The following is a 14,517-nucleotide window of genomic DNA, read 5'->3' on the forward strand; positions in this document are numbered from 1 at the left end:
ATATGATCGACCTCAGTATTTTACCCGCCTTCTTGATCGCAGCGATTGTTCTAGCGGCCTCCCCTGGTCCTGACTTACTGTTAATATCTGCTTACTCTTCGGCTCGCGGATTTACTGCTGGAGTAATGATCTCGCTGGGCATTTTTACTGCTGGGATAGTGCAAACGGCGCTAGTTGCTCTCGGACTCGGACATATCATGCAGACGATGCCTCTGGTGGCAATGGTAGTAAAACTGGTGGGAGCCGTATATTTAGCTTGGCTTGGATTGTCACTCCTTCGCAATTGGCGTTCAAATAAAGTGGCACAAAATAACCAACCAGATACCGTGGCACTGTCGGCAGCACAGCTGATGGCCCGAGGCTTGCTCAACAACCTAATGAACCCCAAAGCCCTACTTTTCTTTAGCCTTTTCCTGCCTCAATTTACCGTGTCATCCCAGGCAATCACGCCCCAAATTCTTGTATTGGGCATACTCTTGAGCATTACAGCGTTGGCTTTTAACACCCTGGTATCCCTATCGTTTAGCAAGCTGGGAAAATCTCTTGCTACACAGGCCAATATTCAGCGGCACCTGGATGGTTTTCTTGGAGTTATTTTCCTCGGCTTGGCCTCTCGCCTGGCTTTTGACCGCTGATTTTTTATAGTTTTATGGACGACAGGAAGCTTTCTGTGAAAATATAGCAGCAGTCAAAGTACTTTCAGCAGTCCAGCGGAGAGCTCAATGCGAATAGCGGTCCTGTCTGACATCCATAGCAATGTTTATGCCCTCGATGCCATTGTTGCTGATCTAAAAAAGAGAGGCGCCGATCTAACGGTGAACCTGGGTGATATTTTATATGGCCCTATTGCGCCACGACTCACCTATGAACGCTTAATGGAGCAAGGTTACACGACAATTCGCGGTAATCAGGACCGGCAAATATATGAAGCCACATCTACCGAAATAGAAAGCAACCCAACCCTGCAATTTATTCTGAAAGACCTTGGTGTTAAACCACTATTATGGATGAAGCAGTTACCACCCAGCTTACAAATCACCGATGAAGTCTTTCTTTGCCATGGAACACCCAGTAGTGACCTCATATATCTGCTGGAAGATACCAGCAGCGGCCGCCCCCAGATACGTTCCAACCATGAAATCCTCAACCTCCTTGGAAAGATTTCCTCAAAAGTCATTCTATGTGGGCATACACATCAACCACGCTGTGTCTCTGTCGGTAGTGGCCAGCTGGTCGTAAATCCAGGCAGCGTTGGGCTACCGGCTTACACTGACAGTGAACCGCAACCCCATATAATGGAAACCTTCAGCCCCCATGCGAGTTACGCCCTGATAGAGAGAAGCAAAAATGGAGCCTGGAGCGCAGAATTTTTTAAGGTAAGTTATGATACAGATAAAGCTGTTCAAGCTGCTATTGCGCAAGGGAGAGATGACTGGGGTTTCTATCTGTCAACCGGACGAGCTAGCTAGGTAAGTCAGCTTACATAGGACATTGAATCAAAAGGAAAGTCGCCAAATGGAAGATTATCGCCCTTGGGATATGGAACTAAATACCTTCCTAATGTTGCTTCATCTAAGTCAATTGGCTTGGGTCGTGATTCCTGGTGCTGGTTTTGTTTTACCCATTATTATGTGGGCGACAACAAGGGACCGCTCTCAAGAAATTGACAAACACGGCAAGATGATATTCAACTGGATGTTAAGCCTACTTATCTATTCTATTATTTCCGCCATACTGATATTTTTTATTATCGGTATTTTTGGACTGATTGCACTAGCAATAATCAATGTAATATTTATTGTGATTGGAGCAATCCGGGCCAATGAAGGCCAATTTTGGCGCTACCCACTCAGTATTCGATTTTTTGGTTAAATAGTTAACCGTTTTTTTCAGATGGAAAATCGGGAGAGCACCTCCCGATTTCCCTTGGCTATAAGCCAGTAATCTCTACAATTACTTTCAGCAAATTAGCGCCGATTAGTAGTAACCAGAGATATCATCAGTGATAGGACCGAGAGCACGGTAAGCGTTAGAAATGTCTACGCCGTTTGAGCGCTCACCACAGGCCAAGCCACCACACTCGTACCAGTCAGGATCAGAGAACCAATCGTACTGGGTAACGTTTTCGCCGTATTTCCAAGGGTAAGCCATGATGGTAGAGAACTTGTTATCTACACCGTGACCCATACCGTAAGAGTAAACGCCACCAGAGGTATCACCCTGCTTGGTTGAGTGAAGCAGACCCATATTGTGGCCCAGCTCGTGAACGAAGGTGTTATAACCACAGTCAACGCCAGTTACGCTGTAAGCGCGCTCTTTTGCGCTGGAGTACATGGTGCCATTGCTTCCCTGTCCAACCCAGGCAATACCACAGGTGATGTAGGTGTTGCCGTCGATTACAGTTTCTTCAGCTTTACCCAGGAAAACCACCATATCCGCCTTTTCAGAGGAACGCCAGTTATTCACAGTGTCGTGGAAGGTAATCAGGTCCAGGGTTTCTTCGTTAACACGGAGATCGGAGCTGGTAGCTTCCCAGGTGTCTACCAGGTTCAACTGGATATCAATACCATTCCTTGAAAAGGAATTGTTCGCATAGCTGATATAGCTATCGATCTTGGCTGAGATATCACCGGTATACTCCGCAGCTGGTGCAGTGTACATAATAGCGATATCGACGGTATCGGCACTCGCAGCGCCAGAAACAGTCAGTGCTGCAATAGCAGCGGCCAGGCTTTTCTTCAGGTTCATTATAAGACTCCTTTTATTATAATAAGTAGTGCACACTCCTCCCCCAGCAATTAATTAAAATTGCTGCCCAAAGGAGTAACAATACGCTTTTAATACCCTGACTCGATTAAAAAACTATCCCTAGTCTTTTAACCGCCTGAGGAGACGAGCCCCCGGTATCTGCAGGATTTACTTGGGCCTTCCTTTGCCTGATTATTAATTCAAAGCATAATTACTTTGAATCAATTTCTTCTTATTTGAAGTCGTTTAGCGGTAAATCGTCATCCGACCAGGTCTTTTCACGAGGTGCTTCCGAGGACATATCCTTATCGTGTTTCTCTACGTGGTTTTTAATTAATGCACCATTAGGCGCTATCCACGCATAACTACCCTGACCTTCCATAGTGTATGACCCGGAAGGTAAGTTTAGCTGTGCATAAACAGAGTTTGCTCCGAGAGTAAAAGTTACGCCATGCAGGCGAGTCATCCCCGGGAGATTTAATTGTACGCTTTTGTTGCCACTGGCATGCTCTTCGATACTGCCAACCTGAGCATCGTAATCACCTTCAATACCTGGCAAGTCAATGTCGACGTAATCACCAACAGTGAGATTCCGGAGCATATCAATATCCAGCTCGAGATAGGTTTCACCATTGAGATCTACGGGTAGGCGACCATTTTCATGAAGAGCTTCCCTAGCCAGCTCTGACTCAACCCAAAGTGCTTTTTCTTCATCACTTTCGAGGAGTTCTTCTTCACCCACCTGAACCTCCTCAGGTTTAAGCGGCTCTGCTTTTTGAGTAGATTTACTGATAGCTGGCTTGGGCTTTTCCAGCTCAGCGACTGGTTTTTGACCTTCAGATTGGCTTTTGGACCAAACGAAATACCCTGCTGCCACTGCAATGGCGACGAGAGGAATTATTTTTCTCACAAGCTTTTCTCTCAAAATAATGCTACGTGCAACGGCAAAGCACGTCCTATCGACAGCTTAACCAGCCCTACCTCATGTTGGCATCTTTACGATTCTTAACATTCGATATTTAGTTGAGACGATCGATCCTAATTATCACGCAGCTTTTTTTTGGGAAATTTTTCACATAATTTTCATAAAAATTGAACAGAATCTAAATTATTTTTCAAAACTGTGGGGAACGTCGGAATTAAAGCAGACATATTTCACGAAAACCCTTTTTGCACCAAATTAGTTCAAGCCAAATACCTATGGCGAGATTCCCCCAAATACGGTCAGGAGCACCTGCAAAAACCAAAAAATAAGTTTCACAAGAAACAAATTTGGTAGATTTTTAAGCAGAATTAACAATTTCAGTGTACGAAAGGCAATAGAAGAAAAAAGCTGAATCTCAAAATTTCTCTTCGATTTTAGAATGGAATTTTCTGTTAGAAAAAAGTGAATATAAGGACAAACTGGAAAATCGTAACTAGGTAGGCAATTCAGACAATCTGGTTATTCTTGATTGGGTAGAGATAAAGCTGTACGCAGTAACTTCAGCGCACAGCAATTAATTGGCCAATGGTGACACCGTTACTCAACTCGATAGCGCAACAACACCAAATTATCCAGGACTATGTTTTTTGACCAGATAAATTTAGCACCACTGCCATAAAACTGTTTCCGAAAATTCATATACGCCGCTTTATTGTCCACACCTATCTGCTGCTCCGTGTACTCTGTCGCATAAGGCCAAGAAAGATAGCGATCGTCGACTTTCCAATTTTTCGGAATATCCCAGTGCAGAGAATAAACTTGTGCACCTGGTTTTGGGGGCCTCTCAGCACAGTCCGAGGAGGTTCGCTCTTCTCCCCGCTCTTTCAAGCACCCCAAATCATAAATAGGTGCTGTATAAAAAGTTTGTGCATGCCACTTTGAATTCGTCTTGGTACCATCTGAAAAGCTTGCAATAAAGCCACCGTCACCGGCATGGGTGCGGACACCTCTGTTACTCTCTGTGCCTTCCCCTAAGTTCTCCTCCCAGTCAACCGCTTTTACAGCGATATCGTAGGGTCTCTTCACCCTGAACTTAACCACACTGGAGTTAAACGGCGTAAATGGAACCGGATCAACAGCAACTAACTTGCCATTGATATATAGCTCAAAATAATTGTCGGCAAAGATATAACCGGTAACCACCTCACCTTCTTTGTCGATATCGACCACCGGTACCTTTGTAAGATCAATATCATCCAATGAGGATGGAGTAACCCCAGAGCACTGGTTATAGAGATCCGCAGCAAAGTACCGCTTGCTGTAGTTCACTTCAGCCGGAACGGTAAAGGCTTTGCCCTCTACCTGCTTCACCCCCATTGGCGACAACCGGGAGCGACCGGAAGCACAGGAAAACAGGTTCTCTGTTTCTACTTTGGCAGAACCCTCAGCCACCGCCCCATTGCTCGAGTAAGGGTTTTCCAGAGACCAGGCATTTGCCGTAATCGATATAAGGCCCAGGAAGGCCGCCTGATATCGTTTTCCCATCGTTCCAACCTCCTTTCAAGAGACAGCTTTAGTCAGAAGCTCACCAAGCTGTAGCCCTATTAATCTGACAAGCTGCAAGCTTAATGATTTACAAAGTAATCAAAATGCACTTTTCACCTTCTATATAGAAAGCTAACACAGTAAGAGAGTAATAGTTGCCGGGGTCAACAATTCTTAACCCTGTAGCCGAGGCAGCTTTAAGATTATTTACACGAAAGGGGTAAAACAGAGGGGGGTTAACGGCACCCGGCCTTAAGCAGATCGGGTGCCGTTAAAGAAGGGCATTAAGCGGGCTTGGTTCGCACCCACTTATGATCAAAGAAACCGCTGACAAAGCCAGCCAACACTATAGCCATCAACAGTAGCCATATCAGCTTTTCCGGCTTATCACTGGGAGTCGGCTCTGCAACCTGCTCCAGCTTCTGGCCACTGACCTGTTGCGCAGCATTGGCGCTGCTAACCTGAGGGTTATCCAATACCTGGGCATTGGCCAGGGCCGCAAGGCCGAACCCTAGTGCCTGCTGATTGACGAATTCCTTGAACTTGTCATTGTCGGTAGCCACATCAAACTGATTTGCCAGCTCGGTGTAGGTCTCTACCATTTTCTCCAGGGTTTCAGGCTTCGCATCCCAATATCCCTTGCGCACCGCTTCCAGCATTCGCTCCAACATCTGGGCCAGGGCCTCGGCATTGTGCTCTTCGAAGAATTCGCGCATGTCCATTTCATATTTGTCATCCACGTAGACTTCAAACATTTCCTGCCATTGGTCGTCGCGAATGGTTTCCGGGGTCATTACTTCCCAGCCCCACATATTGTTGACGCGATCCAGGATAGCGGTAGCGCCTGCGTAGCCGGAATCCTGCATCGCCTCAATCCAGCGGGGGTGGAAGTAACGGCTGCGCATTTCCTGGTTGACGAACTCCGCAAGGGTTTGCGCTTTTACGTTATCTTTGCGACGCAAATTGGAAACATACATTTCCGGCGTGGCGCCATCCAGATTGCGAACCGCCAGACCGATACCGCCAAAGTATTGGAAGGGATCGTCATTGGTCATCATGGCGTAGAGGTTGGTGGAGCGGGAAAAAATCACCCCATCAGTGCCAGACAGCACTTTGCCGTACAGCTCAACACTGCGCTGATCCTCGCTCCAGCGGGATTCATCTTTACCATAGGCAAAGCCCATACGGCGCATATAGAGGTCAGCGAGCTTGTCATCCCCCTCCCAACTGTCAGAGGCCAGACTGGCGGCGGCAAGGCCCGTTCCATAGTTGCCGCTTTCATTGGAGAAGATACGCACCGATGACAAATAGCGAGCATCCTCTTCACTGTTGCCGTCTTCCAGCAGCTGCTGTTGCAATGCCTGGCTGTGGCGGTAGACAAAGTTATTGTCTTCTTTCATCTGCGCCACTTTATCGATGGCTTCTGCCAACCACAGCATCACGTTAGGGAAGGCATCCCGATAAAGGCCTGTCGCAGAGATTACGACATCAATACGCGGGCGCTTTAATTCCGAATAGGGAATAACTTCTGTACCGGTAACATTGCCCTGCTGGTTCCACTTGGGTTTTAGGCCCAGGGCGTGCAGGATCTGGGCTTCCAGGGCTCCCTGGTGGCGCATGGTTTCAAGGGACCACAGGGAAAATGCCAACTTGTCCGGGAAGCGGCCATGCTTTGCATGGTAGTCAGCAATGGTCTGGTCCATCAGCTGTACACCAGCTTCATAGGCTTCCTTCGACGGCACCTTAGCCGGGTTAAAGCCAATCAGGTTACGGCCGGTGGGCACCGCCTGTGGGTTGCGAATCGGGTCACCCCCATGGCTTACAGGAATGTAGTTACCATCGAGTGCCGACATCAGGTTTTCCAGCTCGGCAATTTTGGCAAAGTTATCGGAGTATTCCCGGGCCTGGTCCAACTGGGCCTGCAAGGGCTCAGGAACCTGCTCCAGCTCACCGCCCTCTAGGAAGGTATCCAGCAACTGGAACCCCGCCTGCGCTTCCAAAGCCACAACATTGCGCTCGTCCCGGGTTTGCTCTTCCGGCAAACGCAACCCGTGCTCCACCTCATATTCATCCGCTGCGGTGATAAACCCTTCACCCAACATTTGCAGGATGGTGCTGGTGAGGTGTTCAGTTTTGGGCAGCTGACCAAAACGATGGATGCCCAGCGGCTGGCTCATCTCTGCCAATTGACCCAAATGATCCTGCAAGCGGCTCAGTTGGCCATCAAAATCCGCACTTAAGGCTTCAGCACTGATTTCCAGATCCTTGAGCATATTGAGCTCTTCGGCCAGACCGATAATACGCTCTTGGGTATTGGCCCGGGTCTGCCCCTCAGACAATACCAGGTAATTGCCAATTAACTCGGACAACTCAGCCACTTCCGCATATAGGCCCGCTTTCGCAAAGCCTGGGGTTAAGTGGCTGATCATGGTGGCACGGCCACGGCGCTTGGCCTGCATAGCCTCTCCCACATTATCGATAATGTAGGGGTAGAACACCGGGATATTTCCCAGGGCCAAACTAGGTGCATCGTAAACCGACAGGCCCCGCTCTTTGCCACTGAGCCACTCCTGGGAGCCATGGGTTCCCAGGTGAATATAGGCATCGGCACCAAAGGTTTCCCGCGCATAGAGGTAAACCGCCAGGTAGGCGTGATTCACCGGGGTTTTCATATCGTGGTATAGGGAAGAGTGATCCTTGGCATTGTCCGCGCGAACGCCTTGCGGCAACACAATCAAATTGCCGAGGGTCATCCGGGGAATAACAAATGCAGGCTCGCCGTTATGTTCGGCCAACATGGCATTGTCTTCTGGCTTGCCCCAACGCTCTACAATAGGATCCCGCACAGTTGCAGGCAGTTGGTCAAACCAGGCTTGATAGGTGGACAGCGGCATCCAATCAGCCAGCCCTTTATCGATCAAGGCTACGCTGTCTTCGCGACGATAATAAGGGCGCAACAACTGCCCGGCCCAATCGATAAGGGTTTTTGAATCCCTGATATGTACCTCATAGCCTCTTTCGCGCATTGCCTGGGCAATCGACTCAATTGAGCTGGGCACATCCAGGAAAGCCGCACCGATATTTTTTTCCCCGGGCGGGTAGTTCCAAATAAACGTTGCCACCTTTTTATTGGTGTTGCTTTGATAAACGAGGGAGGCGTGATTCCAGGCGCGCTCTATCAAGGCCTGCATCTGTACATCCATCACTACTTTATTGCCGTCTTTATTAGCAGCGATAATCACCGGATCGATGCTGCCAGTATCTTCAGGCATTACCAGGAAGAATGGAGTCAGGGATGGAGATACACCGCTATTATCAGCAAAATATTCTTCTTCACTACCCTCGGTGTAATTGAGCGCGTGAATAACCGGCACTCCCAACTTCTCAAATTCAGCGCGGCGCTTGCTGACATAGTGCAGGGAGCGGTAATTAATCATCAAGTCAACACGGGTATTGCCGCTTTCGGTTTGCAATAATTCTGGATAGGAAAGCGGCAAGTCTTCGCCTTCAAAGAAGAAGGCGAAAGCCTTGGCACCTTTAGCCTCAAGACCATTCAACAGGGTGTCGACAACCTGCTGCTGCTCGTAATCCACCACGGAGCGATGGATGGCCACGGCAATCACTGGTTGCTGCTCAGCGGGCTTTAACCAGTCAAAGAAAAATTCCTCTTTATCGGTGACAAGCTGCTCCAAGCGGGGATGATAAAAACCCACCTTGGGTACAATTATCGGTTCCGGTACTGAGCCACTGGAAAATTCAAATACCTCTGCCGACAAAAACTGCATCATATGACGGTAGTTTTTGCGGCCCGCATTATTAAAATAAGCGGCAATCGCCCGATGCTCGAATTCTGCCAACCCCTGGTTCATGGACTTATTATCTGCATCCCCCAGGGAAATCACCGGAACTTGCGGATGCTTGGCCAGCATTGGCTGGAACTTGCCAAACATAAAAGCAGAAAGCGCCGGGTTGATGCCATCCAGCATTATCAGTTCAGCGGAAGACCAGGCCAGGTCAATTTCCTCATCGCTCTTACCTTTGCTGTTAAAGATCTCCAGCTCAAAGGGTTGGTCTGCAGAGAGATCAGTCAGCAATGTACCTTTTGCCTTGGCCGTGTGGCTCGACATCATCAAGAGTACTTTGGGTTTATCGCTGGCCTGGGCAAAGGTTGCAAAAGCCAAGCTCATCAACAGGCACATAAAACGTGCCCACAGTTTATTACGCACCACTAATTCCCCCCCGAAGCTTTTTCACCGGCTGGAGTATCTTTACCTTCCCCTTCCGGTACATAAACCAGGCTGCCATCGGCCATCTGGTAAGCCACTCCCGCACGGGTGCCCTCCCCTGAGCCAATTTCCCCGGTGGATTTGTATTGTTTGATTTCCTTACCGTCCTTGACGATCACTTCCATATTGGGTTCGCCGGCATTTTTAATCACCGTGACCTTTTCATTGGAAAAAACGTTCAAGGGATTTTGCGCAATGGCAATCAGCAGCGCGGCGATAATGACCAGAAACACATCGATCAGGTTCACCGCACTCAGAATAGGATTCAGTTCTTCATCTTCGTCGAGGAAGCGCATCAGTCGGCCTCCTTCAGCTTGCGGATATTGATCAGCTCAGAGGCAAACCAGCGTTTTTTCACTGAGGCGGGCCAGAAGGTAATTGTGGAGATTACCAAGCCCCAGATCACAGCGGCGAAAGCAATAATCAGGTTTTCACTAATTCCCTGGATATTGCCATCGGCCAGCGCGCGAAGTGCCGGCCCCATAGGAATCATGGTGGCAATCAAACCCAACATGGGCGCGATTCGGGTAGCCATGCGAAGAAGTTCCAGTTTTCTCAACGCAAAAACTTCCAATTCGTCGTCACATGCCAAAGGGTTATTCACGTAAAAGTTGTGCACCTGGTAGCCCGGCAGGCGCTCAACCCGACCTTGCTTCAATGCCAACCGATAGGCTCCGGCATTTTTACGGCGAAGCATCCACAGTGAAATAAAGCGCCCGGCGGCATAAAGCGAGTAGATAAAAAGTACCAGGATCGCCAGTAATACTGGGGCCATAAACAGGTCGGCCACATCCGCCATTAAGGTCTCAATTGATTGAATATTCACTGCAAGCCTCCCAAGCCCCACTATTGATGCCGTTCACAAATTTGAGCGGAAAGTACCCAAAGAAACTTTTAAGGTCAAATTTAATCTAATTGATATTGATTCGCATTTACCTTTACATTTTGATAAGTATCCATATAATCTCGCTCCGAACTGGTCGACAAGACCAAGCGAAAGGGCAACCAGAGACCCTTAACGAGCAGACCGAATCAACGACATCAAGGAATTCACCATGAAACGTCGCCCACTAGCAGCAGCCATTTTGGGCTTAGCCTCCGCCTCAAACCTGTGCGCAGAGACCCCGACCTCTCCGTCCAGCAATGAACTCGAGCTGATCGTCGTCAGCGGGCGCGCAGAAAAACCCCTGAAAGACGTTGCGGGCAGCGTTTCCGTGGTGACCAATGAAGAAATTGAGCAGCTTCAGCTCAATGACATGAACCAGCTGTTCCAATACGAGCCCGGTGTTGAAGTAACCGGTGAGGCTGGCGGCGCGCAGAATATTCTGGTGCGCGGCATGGGCGGTGACCGTGTACTGATTATCAAAGACGGTATGCGGGTGAACGAGGGTTATGGCGCCAATGGCCAAAACGACATTATTGGTCGCGGCTTTATTGAAGTGGACACCCTAAAGCAGGTTGAAGTTGCCAAAGGCGCAGCCTCCTCCCTGTACGGTTCAGACGCCCTTGCCGGTATCGTAGTGTTCACCACCAAAGATGCTTCCGACTACCTGGAAGATGGCGAGCAGTTTGGCGGATCTATCAAGACCGGCTACAACGGCATCACCAGCCAGCACAATGTTTCCCCTACCCTTGCCCTGCGCACCGGCAATTTTGAGCAACTGCTGCACACCACCTTCCGCGATGGTGAAGAACAACAGAACTACGACGAAACCCAGGACCCCTTCGAGATTGAATCGAAGAGCATCCTGTACAAAGGTAAGTACAACCTGGGTGGCGAAGACTTTATCAGTTTCAGCATCGACCACTGGAACCAGGAAACTGTCGGTGACAGTGCCGATGGCCTGCTGTATTACTTCCGCGGACTGGCCGACTACGGCTACAACATCGTCGCTGAACAATCTGTTTCCGACAAAGAGACCACTGCATACCAGCTCCGCTACCACAGCGAGACTCCAACTGCGATTTACGATCAGGTAAATATCAGCTTGTACAACAACAAGTCTGAACAGGAAGACGAGCAGTACGGGCAACTGGACATCAACGCCCCCATGTTCGGTGTGATTGAAATCCGCGACATGTGGGAAACCGGCCTCTACCGCCAGGACACTATCGGCCTGCTGTCCAACGCCAGCAAAACCCTGAATGAGACCCACACCCTGGGTTACGGTCTGGACCTGGAGCAAACGGAGAGCGAGCGTACCGTTCACCAATACCGTGAAGTTGCGGGTAGCTCCACCCTGGACTCCACCACCGAGAAATTCCCAGAAAACGAAGTGGCGCGCGCCGGCCTGTTTATCAATGACGAAATGTCATTCGCCAATGGCCAGCTGACCGTTACCCCGGGCCTGCGCTACGACTGGTACGAAATGGACCCCAACGGTGCATTGAAGTCTGATGACACTCCATTTGCCACCATTGAAGAAAGCAATGTTTCCTTCAACCTGGGCACGCTGTACCGAATCAATCCGAAACTGTCCGCCTTTGCCCAATACGGACAGGGCTTTAAAGTGCCGGCCTACGATTTAGCCTATATCGAGCATTACCTGCAACCTACCTCCGAATACATCTACGAGGTTCTGCCCGCCGACGATTTGTCACCAGAAACCAGTGACACCTTCGAGCTCGGCCTGCGCGGGCACCTGGGCCCTGTAGCTTTCAGTACTGCAGCGTTTTATACCGAATACGATGATTTCCTGGAAACCACTTTAATTCACCAAGAATCTGTAAATGGTGATGACGGCAGTTTCTCCCATGTATTTGAACAGTACCAGTACCAGAACATCGAATCTGTCACCATCAAAGGTATAGAGGCGAGCGCCAGCTGGTACCTGTCTCCAACAATCGAGTTGTTTGCAAATGCCAGCTACCAGCGCGGCGAAAACGACACCACCGGTGAATACCTAACCAGCATCAGCCCACTTTCTGGCGTGGTCGGTGCAAGCTACAGCGGAGCCAAACTCTCCAGCCAGATACTGGTGCGCTGGGCAGACCGTATGGAAAAAGTGAACGACGGCGCTACTGAAACTGCCGGTTATGGCACTGTAGACTGGACCCTGGGTTATCAGGTAATGGACTCCATGTCTGTGAACTTGGCGGTTAACAACCTGATGGATAAATACTACGTTCCCTACCTGAATGTTGCAGGCTGGGATGAAGGTAGCGATCTTTCTGTCAATGCGGCGCCGGGACGTACTTTCTCTGCGTCAATCAGATACGATTTTTAATTAACGAGTTTTACACTCTCCTATCTCGCAAATAAGTCCCTTGATGGCCGTACTCCCATGCGGCCTTTTTTTATTTTGCGGCGTCAAAAAATACAATTAATCCGTGTAAATCTTCTCCATCATTTCTTTCACTTCCGCCTGGTATAGCCGCAACGCTTTTAACAGCTCAAGTCTGAACAGCGGCATATAAAGCAAGTACACTAGCTGATAAATTGGGTTCGCAGAGTGCATTTTGAAATAACACTGTCTCTCCCAGTGACTTGCCCCACCCTTCATTTCGGTAATGGTGTAACTGAAATGGCCGGTGATGTGTTTAGTAATTGGTAAAAATAATAGAACCAGCGCACCACCGTAAATCGTCTTCCCCTCCCAGGAAATTTTGTTGGGCCGCTCATAATTTATTAATTGATGCTTCATTACGTGGTAGCCAGTAATCCCCCAATATTTTTCGATCGCCACGCTACCTACAGTAGACTTATCGCCCCCCAGATTGTATTCCGCAAATAAAGTGTTCGGATATTTGCTTTCCCAATTTCGCAGGTCTACCACATAATCAAACAAGGCTTCGGGTGGAGCTTGTATAATGGCCGCATTTTTGTAGAAGTAGGACTTGTCTTTAAAATACAGCACCAGGCAAATCAACACATACAGAATAATTACCGCATATATGATGTCTAGTATCATCAACTGCCTCCACCACTAAAAAACTTAATACCGGCACTGATATAAATGAACTAGAAAGTCACAAGTCTAATTATAGAAGAATAAAAAAATGCCAGAGCTTTACGGCCTGAATTCAAAATAAATAAAGATAACAATCAATTTGAGAGGGGCGATTAAATCCTCGCAGAAGTGGATATAAATTTCATGGCCAAACGGTCTGCAAATACCGCCACCCGGCGCGGCTGGGCCCGGCTTGGAGGGAACAACATTTGAAGCGGTACCGGCGGTGGAGTGTACTCTTCTAGCAGGCGAACCAGCCTGCCCGCCTGGATATCCGACCCTACATCCAATTCCGATTTTAAAATAATGCCACTTCCCTTCAGGCACCACTGGCGAGCCAGTTCCCCGTCATTGGTCACCCGGTCGCCGCGTACCACCACAGTTTGCTCACTCCCCGATCCATCGCGGCTGTCGAGAAAGCGCCAGTGGCTATCCAGGTTTTCACCGAAACGCATTACCAGACAGTTGTGACCCTTCAGGTCCTCGGGCCTTTGTGGAGTGCCACGCTCTTGTAAATAGCTGGGAGAAGCGCAGAGGATGCGCTGCTTTTGGCTCAGAGTCCTGACCCGAAGTGAACTGTCGGTGATTGCGCCGAAACGCAAGGCAATATCAATACCCTGACCAACAATATCCACAAAACCATCCGACAACAGCAATTCAATAGACATAGCCGGGTGATCCAGTAAGAAGCGGTCAATTTCCGGGGCCACAATCGCACGCCCCAAGTCGCAGGGGGCACTTACGCGAATGCCACCTGACAGGGTCTGTGCCCCTGATCGAATACGGCTTTCAAGGTCATCTACTTCGCCCAGAATCTGTTTAGCACCCTCAATCAGGGTACGCCCTTCCTCTGTCAGGCTAATTGCCCGGGTTGTTCGATTCAGTAACACCACACCGAAGTGCGACTCCAGTGCCGCAAGGCGCTCGGAAACCCTGCTGGAAGATAGGCCCGAGTCCCGCGCTGCGGCAACCAGACTACCTTTATCAACAATTTGCAGGAACAACTTGAGATTATCTATCAGCATTGATCGGAAATATCGAATATTGATTTCTATTAATTGCA

At 49.0% G+C, this 14,517-nt stretch carries 12 protein-coding genes; 4 read left to right on the top strand and 8 right to left on the bottom strand.

Annotation, left to right across the window (positions count from 1 at the left end; all coding sequences use genetic code 11):
- Window positions 1–2: 2 nt before the first annotated feature.
- The 3 genes from ACJJI3_RS07955 (at window position 3) to ACJJI3_RS07965 (ending at window position 1,872) form a co-directional block, all read left to right on the top strand.
- On the top strand, window positions 3–635 hold the full coding sequence (locus tag ACJJI3_RS07955; protein WP_444942087.1) for a LysE family translocator: 633 nt from the start codon (window positions 3–5) through the stop codon (window positions 633–635).
- Between the two features lie 87 nt (window positions 636–722).
- Window positions 723–1,469, top strand: coding sequence for a metallophosphoesterase family protein (locus ACJJI3_RS07960; protein ID WP_444942088.1), 747 nt, complete (start codon window positions 723–725; stop codon window positions 1,467–1,469).
- A gap of 46 nt (window positions 1,470–1,515) precedes the next feature.
- Complete coding sequence (locus tag ACJJI3_RS07965; RefSeq protein WP_413665269.1) at window positions 1,516–1,872, top strand: DUF4870 domain-containing protein; 357 nt, start codon at window positions 1,516–1,518, stop codon at window positions 1,870–1,872.
- 105 nt (window positions 1,873–1,977) lie between these two features.
- Here ACJJI3_RS07965 and ACJJI3_RS07970 read toward each other — a convergent pair whose 3' ends face one another.
- The 6 genes from ACJJI3_RS07970 to ACJJI3_RS07995 all read right to left on the bottom strand — a co-directional run bounded on the left by ACJJI3_RS07970 (window position 1,978) and on the right by ACJJI3_RS07995 (window position 10,330).
- Window positions 1,978–2,748 carry a zinc-dependent metalloprotease family protein gene (locus tag ACJJI3_RS07970; RefSeq protein ID WP_444942089.1) on the bottom strand — a complete coding sequence of 257 codons (771 nt, stop codon included), beginning with the start codon at window positions 2,746–2,748 and terminating at the stop codon, window positions 1,978–1,980.
- A gap of 232 nt (window positions 2,749–2,980) precedes the next feature.
- Window positions 2,981–3,658, bottom strand: a complete 678-nt coding sequence (locus ACJJI3_RS07975) for a protease inhibitor BamI-like protein (RefSeq protein WP_444942090.1) — start codon at window positions 3,656–3,658, stop codon at window positions 2,981–2,983.
- Between the two features lie 612 nt (window positions 3,659–4,270).
- Window positions 4,271–5,218: a hypothetical protein gene (locus ACJJI3_RS07980; protein WP_444942091.1), complete on the bottom strand. Its 948-nt coding sequence runs from the start codon at window positions 5,216–5,218 to the stop codon at window positions 4,271–4,273.
- Window positions 5,219–5,502: 284 nt separating this feature from the next.
- Window positions 5,503–9,444, bottom strand: coding sequence for a cobaltochelatase subunit CobN (gene cobN, locus ACJJI3_RS07985; protein ID WP_444942092.1), 3,942 nt, complete (start codon window positions 9,442–9,444; stop codon window positions 5,503–5,505).
- Between the two features lie 2 nt (window positions 9,445–9,446).
- Window positions 9,447–9,800: a DUF2149 domain-containing protein gene (locus ACJJI3_RS07990; protein ID WP_444912704.1), complete on the bottom strand. Its 354-nt coding sequence runs from the start codon at window positions 9,798–9,800 to the stop codon at window positions 9,447–9,449.
- Window positions 9,800–10,330: a MotA/TolQ/ExbB proton channel family protein gene (locus ACJJI3_RS07995; protein ID WP_413665263.1), complete on the bottom strand. Its 531-nt coding sequence runs from the start codon at window positions 10,328–10,330 to the stop codon at window positions 9,800–9,802. The genes ACJJI3_RS07990 and ACJJI3_RS07995 overlap by 1 nt, the downstream gene beginning before the upstream one ends.
- Before the next feature lie 229 nt (window positions 10,331–10,559).
- Here ACJJI3_RS07995 and ACJJI3_RS08000 point away from each other — a divergent pair, with 229 nt between their 5' ends.
- Window positions 10,560–12,731: a TonB-dependent hemoglobin/transferrin/lactoferrin family receptor gene (locus ACJJI3_RS08000; protein ID WP_444905686.1), complete on the top strand. Its 2,172-nt coding sequence runs from the start codon at window positions 10,560–10,562 to the stop codon at window positions 12,729–12,731.
- Between the two features lie 96 nt (window positions 12,732–12,827).
- Here ACJJI3_RS08000 and ACJJI3_RS08005 read toward each other — a convergent pair whose 3' ends face one another.
- Both ACJJI3_RS08005 and ACJJI3_RS08010 read right to left on the bottom strand, forming a co-directional pair.
- Window positions 12,828–13,415 (bottom strand): SRPBCC family protein, encoded by a 588-nt coding sequence (locus ACJJI3_RS08005; protein WP_444896778.1) that lies wholly within the window; start codon window positions 13,413–13,415, stop codon window positions 12,828–12,830.
- 152 nt (window positions 13,416–13,567) lie between these two features.
- Entirely contained in the window at window positions 13,568–14,479 is a 912-nt protein-coding gene (locus tag ACJJI3_RS08010) for a LysR family transcriptional regulator (RefSeq protein WP_444942093.1), read from the bottom strand.
- Window positions 14,480–14,517: the final 38 nt, after the last annotated feature.

The sequence above is a fragment of the Microbulbifer maximicatervae (SeqCode) genome, from assembly GCF_052466985.1.

Excerpts from the sequence above, each read along its gene's own strand:
- ACJJI3_RS08010 (WP_444942093.1), bottom strand. The coding sequence starts at position 14,479 with ATGCTGATAGATAATCTCAAGTTGTTCCTGCAAATTGTTGATAAAGGT.
- ACJJI3_RS07960 (WP_444942088.1), top strand. The coding sequence starts at position 723 with ATGCGAATAGCGGTCCTGTCTGACATCCATAGCAATGTTTATGCCCTC.
- ACJJI3_RS07955 (WP_444942087.1), top strand. The coding sequence starts at position 3 with ATGATCGACCTCAGTATTTTACCCGCCTTCTTGATCGCAGCGATTGTT.
- ACJJI3_RS07990 (WP_444912704.1), bottom strand. The coding sequence starts at position 9,800 with ATGCGCTTCCTCGACGAAGATGAAGAACTGAATCCTATTCTGAGTGCG.
- ACJJI3_RS07970 (WP_444942089.1), bottom strand. The coding sequence starts at position 2,748 with ATGAACCTGAAGAAAAGCCTGGCCGCTGCTATTGCAGCACTGACTGTT.
- ACJJI3_RS07980 (WP_444942091.1), bottom strand. The coding sequence starts at position 5,218 with ATGGGAAAACGATATCAGGCGGCCTTCCTGGGCCTTATATCGATTACG.
- ACJJI3_RS07965 (WP_413665269.1), top strand. The coding sequence starts at position 1,516 with ATGGAAGATTATCGCCCTTGGGATATGGAACTAAATACCTTCCTAATG.
- ACJJI3_RS08000 (WP_444905686.1), top strand. The coding sequence starts at position 10,560 with ATGAAACGTCGCCCACTAGCAGCAGCCATTTTGGGCTTAGCCTCCGCC.
- ACJJI3_RS08005 (WP_444896778.1), bottom strand. The coding sequence starts at position 13,415 with ATGATACTAGACATCATATATGCGGTAATTATTCTGTATGTGTTGATT.